The sequence below is a fragment of the Rhodoferax sp. OV413 genome, assembly GCF_945881795.1.
In the GTDB taxonomy this organism is placed as follows: Bacteria; Pseudomonadota; Gammaproteobacteria; order Burkholderiales; family Burkholderiaceae_C; genus Allorhodoferax.
Genome location: NZ_CAMCVG010000104.1, coordinates 1 through 6286, shown reverse-complemented (window position 1 = coordinate 6286; position 6286 = coordinate 1). Strand labels below are relative to the sequence as shown.

General features: G+C 59.8%; 6 protein-coding genes and 1 pseudogene. All 7 read right to left on the bottom strand.

What is annotated here, in order from left to right; genetic code table 11:
• Positions 1-80 (bottom strand): annotated as a pseudogene (locus Q0O05_RS10770) (integration host factor subunit alpha); the annotation flags it as partial.
• Between the two features lie 27 nt (positions 81-107).
• A complete protein-coding gene (gene pheT, locus Q0O05_RS10765; RefSeq protein ID WP_293662881.1) occupies positions 108-2543 on the bottom strand; it encodes a phenylalanine--tRNA ligase subunit beta in 2436 nt (811 codons plus the stop codon).
• A 34-nt stretch (positions 2544-2577) separates the two neighbouring features.
• On the bottom strand, positions 2578-3648 hold the full coding sequence (gene pheS / locus Q0O05_RS10760; protein WP_293662879.1) for a phenylalanine--tRNA ligase subunit alpha: 1071 nt from the start codon (positions 3646-3648) through the stop codon (positions 2578-2580).
• A 112-nt stretch (positions 3649-3760) separates the two neighbouring features.
• On the bottom strand, positions 3761-4120 hold the full coding sequence (gene rplT / locus Q0O05_RS10755) for a 50S ribosomal protein L20 (RefSeq protein WP_293662877.1): 360 nt from the start codon (positions 4118-4120) through the stop codon (positions 3761-3763).
• A 25-nt stretch (positions 4121-4145) separates the two neighbouring features.
• Complete coding sequence (gene rpmI / locus Q0O05_RS10750) at positions 4146-4349, bottom strand: 50S ribosomal protein L35 (protein ID WP_087497166.1); 204 nt, start codon at positions 4347-4349, stop codon at positions 4146-4148.
• 165 nt (positions 4350-4514) lie between these two features.
• On the bottom strand, positions 4515-5102 hold the full coding sequence (gene infC / locus Q0O05_RS10745) for a translation initiation factor IF-3 (RefSeq protein WP_293662883.1): 588 nt from the start codon (positions 5100-5102) through the stop codon (positions 4515-4517).
• 89 nt (positions 5103-5191) lie between these two features.
• The coding region (gene thrS / locus Q0O05_RS10740; protein ID WP_293662872.1) for a threonine--tRNA ligase at positions 5192-6286 on the bottom strand (1095 nt) is incomplete at its 5' end.

The window sequence follows — 6286 nt, the reverse complement described above, 5'->3', positions numbered from 1 at the left end:
CCGATTTGCTCAAACAGCAGGTCCGAGAGCTGCGCCTTGGTGAGCGCCGGCGTTTCCAGGCTTTCAACAGAAAAATCCATACGAATGTCTTTCAGGCTGCCCAAAGATCAAGCGCGCTGACGCGCACCCACCGCGCTGACCAGCTGATCGACCACGGCTTTCATGGCGGAATCGATTTGCTCCTCGGTGAGGGTGACGTCGTCGCTGTTCAGGGTGAGGCGCAGGGCGAGGCTGCGGTCGGTATGGCCTGACGGTGCGTCTGCGCTTTGGGCCGCTTTGGGGCGGTACACATCGAACAGCTGCACATCCCGCAGCAGGCCCTGTGTGGGCGCGGCGCGTACTGCGGAAATCAAATCGGCATGGGTCACATAGTCGGCAACAACCACCGCCACATCGCGCTGCACCGCCTGGAACTTGGGAACGCTGTGAAAAGCTGGCACGCTGCGGGCCAACACCGCATCCAGCGCCAGCTCAAACATCACCGGCGCGCTGGGCAACTCATACGACTGGCGCCACTTGGGATGCAGCTCGCCCACGAAGCCGATGGACTGGCCGTTGAGCCGCACCTCGGCGGTGCGGCCGGGGTGCATGGCAGGGTGTTGCGCGGGAACGAACTCGGGTTTCAGGGGGGCCAACAAGGCCTCCACATCGCCTTTGATATCGTAAAAATCGACACCGTGGTCTTTTCGGCCCCATTGCAGCGCATCGGCGCCGCCACTGGCCAAACCGGCCACGCGCATGGGTTGATCGAAACCCTCAACGGTGGAATCGGTGTTCTTGACCGACGGATCGCGCAGGAACACACGCCCCAGCTCAAACACGCGCACCCGGGGCGCCTTGCGGGCCAGATTGAAACGCACAACTTGTAGCAATGAACCCAGCAGCGACGAGCGCATCACGCTCATTTGGCTGGCAATCGGGTTAAGCAGCTTGATGGGGTTCGGGTTGCCGGCCAGCTCGTGCTCCCAGCGTTCTTCTACAAAGCTGAAGTTGATGGTTTCCTGGTAGCCCAATGCCGCGAGCGAACGGCGCACTGCGAAGGCGCTGCGCTCGTTCTCCGGCCGGATTTTGGCGGTGATGGGGGCCTGGGGCGGTGTGTGCGGCAGCCGGTTGTAGCCCACCATGCGGGCCACTTCTTCAATCAGGTCTTCTTCAATTTGCAAGTCAAACCGGAACGAGGGCGGCGTGACGGTGATCAGCCCTTCGGACTCCTGCACCGGCAAGCCGAGCCGGCGCAGGGCATCGGCGCATTGCGCCTGGGTCAGCGGCATACCAATGACCTTGACCGCGCGCGCCACCCGCAGCGTCACTGGCGTGGCGGGGGGCAAGTGGCTCACGATGTCGTCCACCGGGCCGCATCGGGTTTGCGGCGTTCCGCAGATGTCGATGATGAGCTGGGTGATGCGCTCGATGTGCTCGACAGTAAGTTGGGGATCCACGCCGCGCTCGAAGCGGTGACCGGCGTCGGTAGAAAAATTGAAGCGGCGCGAGCGGCCGGCAATCGACTTCGGCCACCAGAAAGCGGCCTCTACGTAGATGTGGCGGGTGTCGTCGGACACGGCGGTGGCGTCTCCGCCCATGATGCCTGCGAGCGACTCGACCTGCTGCGCGTCGGCAATCACGCCGACCTTGTCATCCACAGTGACGGTGTTTCCATTGAGCAGCTTGAGCTGCTCGCCGGCACGGCCCCAGCGCACGTCCAAGGCGCCGTGGATTTTGTCGAGGTCGAAAATATGCGTCGGGCGGCCCAACTCGAACATCACGTAATTGGAAATATCCACCAAGGGGCTCACGCTGCGCTGACCGCAGCGCGCGAGCCTGTCGACCATCCATTGCGGCGTACGGGCTTGGGTGTTGACGTTGCGGATCACACGGCCGGAAAAACGTCCGCACAAATCAGGCGCGCTGATCCGGACGTCCAACTTTTCGGGGATGCCCACCGGAACCGCTGCAATTTCAGGCGCCCGCAAGGGTGCGCCGGTCAGGGCCGAGACTTCACGCGCTACGCCGTAAACACTCAGGCAATGCGCGAGGTTCGGCGTGAGCTTGAGGGTGAATAAGGTGTCGTCCAGATCGAGGTACTGGCGAATGTCTTGCCCCAAAGGCGCGTCCAGCGGCAGTTCCATCAGGCCGCCGTGATCTTCCGAGAGCTTTAGCTCGCGCGCCGAGCACAGCATGCCCTGGCTCTCGACGCCACGCAGCTGGCCCACCTTGATGAGGAAGGGCTTGCCGTCTTCGCCCGGCGGAAGTTCAGCCCCCACCAGCGCGCAAGAGATGCGGATGCCGACCCGCGCATTGGGCGCGCCGCACACGATGTTGAGTAAATCCGGCCGGCCCACATCGACCTTGCAGACGCGCAGGCGGTCGGCGTTGGGGTGCTGCGCCGCTTCCTTGATTTCGCCCACAACAATGCGGGTGAAGGCAGGAGCCACGGGACGGGTCTCTTCCACCTCGAGGCCGGCCATGGTCAGGGTCTCGGCCAGCTCGGCGGTGGAAATGGCGGGGTTACAAAAGCTGCGCAACCAGGATTCGGAGAATTGCATGTTCAGGACCGGCGTGAAAAGGTGATCGTGTGGATTACTGGAATTGCGACAGAAAGCGAACGTCGCCATCAAAGAACAGGCGCAGGTCGTTCACGCCATAGCGCAGCATGGTCAGGCGGTCCGGCCCCATGCCGAAGGCAAAGCCGATGAACTTTTCAGGGTCCAGGCCCATGTTGCGGATCACATTGGGATGCACCTGGCCGGAACCGGCGACTTCGAGCCAGCGGCCTGCAAGCGGGCCGGTTTGGAACTGAATGTCGATTTCGGCGCTGGGCTCGGTAAACGGGAAAAAGCTGGGGCGGAAACGCAAGACCAGGTCGTCGGACTCAAAGAAGGTGCGGCAAAAATCAGTGAAGACGAACTTGAGGTCTTTAAAGCTCACGTTCTCCCCGACCCACAGGCCTTCGCATTGGTGGAACATGGGCGAGTGGGTGGCGTCGCTGTCCACACGGTAGGTGCGGCCGGGGGCGATGACGCGGATCTCAGGCATGTCGCCGCTGAACAAACCTTCTGCTAACGCGCCGGCAGCCGCGCGGTGCGCCTTGACATGCTGCACGGCGTAGCGGATTTGCATCGGGCTGGTGTGGGTACGCAGGAGGTCGGGCGCCGACTCCGAGCCACCCTCTACATAGAAGGTGTCGTGCATGGACCGCGCGGGGTGGTCTTCGGGGGTGTTGAGGGCGGTGAAGTTGAACCAGTCGGACTCAATTTCAGGGCCCTGCGCCACGTCAAAGCCCATGGAGCCGAAAATCGCCTCGATGCGCTCGAGTGTGAGCGACACGGGGTGCAAACCGCCTTGCCCGCGCTGGCGGCCCGGCAAGGTAACGTCCAGCGCTTCAGCTTGCAATTGAAGCTGCAGTTCTGCATCTGCGAGTGCCTGCCGTCGATCGGTGAGCGCCGCCTCAATCGCTTGTTTGGCCAAGTTGATGGCCGCGCCGCGGGACTTTTTCTCGTCCACACTCAAGGCGGCCATGCCCTTCATCAGTTCGGTGATCTTGCCTGACTTGCCCAAAAACAGGGCCTTGGCGTTTTCGAGATCAGCGGGCGTGGCGGCTTGTAGAAAAGCGGACTGTGCGGCCTCGACGATGGCGTTCAACTCGGTCATAAATTCTTGGATAACGAAGTAATCAATGAAAAAGGGCTAGTGCTCTTTCAAGCGCTAGCCCTTGTTTCTGGTGCGCGGATTGCTACCGGATCAATAGCAATCAGCAGCGGACTCAGGCGGCCAGCTTGGCCTTGACCTGATCCACAATGCCAGCAAAAGCTGCCATGTCGTGGATAGCGATGTCGGACAGAACCTTGCGGTCGATCTCGATATTGGCTTTCTTCAGACCATTGGCAAACTGGCTGTATGTCATGCCGCATTGACGGGCTGCCGCGTTGATACGGGCAATCCACAACTGACGGAACACACGTTTCTTGGTACGGCGGTCACGGTAGGCATATTGCCCGGCCTTCATCACCGCTTCTTTGGCGATACGGAACACGTTACCGCGGCGACCGCGGAAACCCTTTGCAAGGGCCAGAACTTTTTTATGGCGGGCGCGAGCCGTTACACCACGTTTGACGCGAGGCATGTGATTACTCCTTGTACGTCGTTAATTAAATACCACGGCCGGGCAGCATTTGTGCCATGTGACCCATATTGGTCTCGTGGACAGCAGCAGAACCGCGCAAGTGGCGTTTATTTTTAGTGGTCTTCTTGGTCAAAATGTGACGTTTGAAGGCTTGACCGCGCTTGACGGTACCACCGGGACGGACGCGGAAGCGTTTCTTCGCCGCGCTCTTGGTCTTCATTTTGGGCATGTGAATGCTCCTTTTCATTTGTGCTCGTGAGGCGTCTGGAAACACTTTCCAGCCTTGTTGGCCCCGAGCCACTTGTGCAGTCCCCGCAAGCGGGTCTGCTAGTTCGCAGGGTGCTTTTCAGCAACCTGCTAACCCCAAGCAGGTGACCAGACCTGCGAGGGATATTTATGCCGCAGCCTCTGCTGCGGGCTTGGCGACTGCACCGGGCTTTTTACGACCCGGTGCAATCATCATGATCATCTGGCGGCCTTCGAGCTTGGGAAACTGCTCGACAAGAATGGTGTCACCCAACTCATCGCGCATCCGCTGCAACATGGCCAGACCAATTTCCTGGTGGGTGATCTCTCGCCCCCGGAAACGTAAAGTGATCTTGCACTTGTCGCCCTCGGCCAAGAAGCGCCGGATATTGCGCATCTTGATGTTGTAGTCGCCGTCATCGGTTCCCGGACGGAACTTGATTTCCTTGATTTCAATCACCGTCTGCTTGGCTTTCGCTTCCGCTGCCTTTTTCTGCTCCTGGTACTTGAACTTGCCGTAATCCATCAACCGGCACACAGGCGGGTTGGCGGTGGCAGCAATTTCAACCAAGTCAACATCCAGGTCACCTGCCATACGCAGGGCTTCCATCAAGCTGACGACACCGAGGGGTTCGTTGTCAGGACCGGCGAGGCGAACCTCAGGGGCCATGATTTCACGGTTCAAACGGTGTTTACGTTCTTCGCGCTGGCGGCGGTCACGAAATTCAGTAGCGATGGCTCAATCCTTCACAATATCTGCTACAAAAACTGTAGCGGTTGCCGCACAGCGCGCGCCGTCAAACCGGAAATTCCTTGGGAAAAGCCTCAGGAAGATTTGGTGGCAACGTCCGCCGAGATACGTTCAATAAACGACTCCAGGGACATTGCGCCGAGGTCTTGGCCACCCCGGGCACGCACTGCAACAGCGCCTGCTGCCATCTCCTTGTCACCGATAACGACTAGGTAGGGCAGCTTCTGCATCGAATGCTCACGTATTTTATAGGTTATTTTCTCGTTACGCAGATCCAAATTAACCCTAAGCCCTTGATTTTGCAGCGCTTTGGCCACGTTTCTGGCGTATTCGGCCTGCGCGTCCGTGATGTTGAGCACCGCCACCTGCACTGGCGCCAGCCATGCGGGCAAGGCGCCGGCGCTTTCTTCGATCAGGATGCCGATGAATCGCTCCAAGCTTCCCACAATCGCGCGGTGCAGCATGATGGGGCGATGGCGGGAGCCGTCTTCGCCCACAAATTCGGCGTCCAAGCGCTCGGGCAAGTTTGGGTCTACCTGAATCGTGCCGCACTGCCAGGGGCGGCCTAGCGCGTCTTTGAGCGTGTATTCAATCTTGGGGCCATAAAAAGCGCCCTCGCCCGGCAGGTATTCAAACTCGCAGCCTGACGCCCGCAAACCTTCTGCCAATGCATTTTCGGCACGGTCCCAGCTCTCGTCGGTACCGATGCGCTTTTCCGGGCGGGTGGAGAGCTTGTAGATGATGTTGTGAAAGCCAAAATCTTTGTAGACCTTTTGCAGCAAAGTAGTGAACGCCTTCACCTCGCCCTGAATCTGATCCTCGGTGCAAAAGATGTGACCGTCGTCCTGAGTAAAGGCGCGCACCCGCATGATCCCGTGCAGACCGCCGGAGGGCTCGTTGCGGTGGCACTGGCCGAACTCGCCAAAGCGCAGCGGCAAGTCGCGGTAGCTCTTGATGCCTTGCTTGTAAATCAGGATGTGGCCCGGGCAGTTCATCGGCTTCAAGGCGTAATCGCGCTTTTCGCTCTCGGTGGTGAACATGTTTTCGCGGTACTTGTCCCAGTGACCGGTCTTCTCCCACAGGCTCTTGTCGATGATTTGCGGACCCTTGACTTCGAGGTACCCGTTGTCGCGGTACACCTGCCGCATGTACTGCTCCACGCCCTGCCA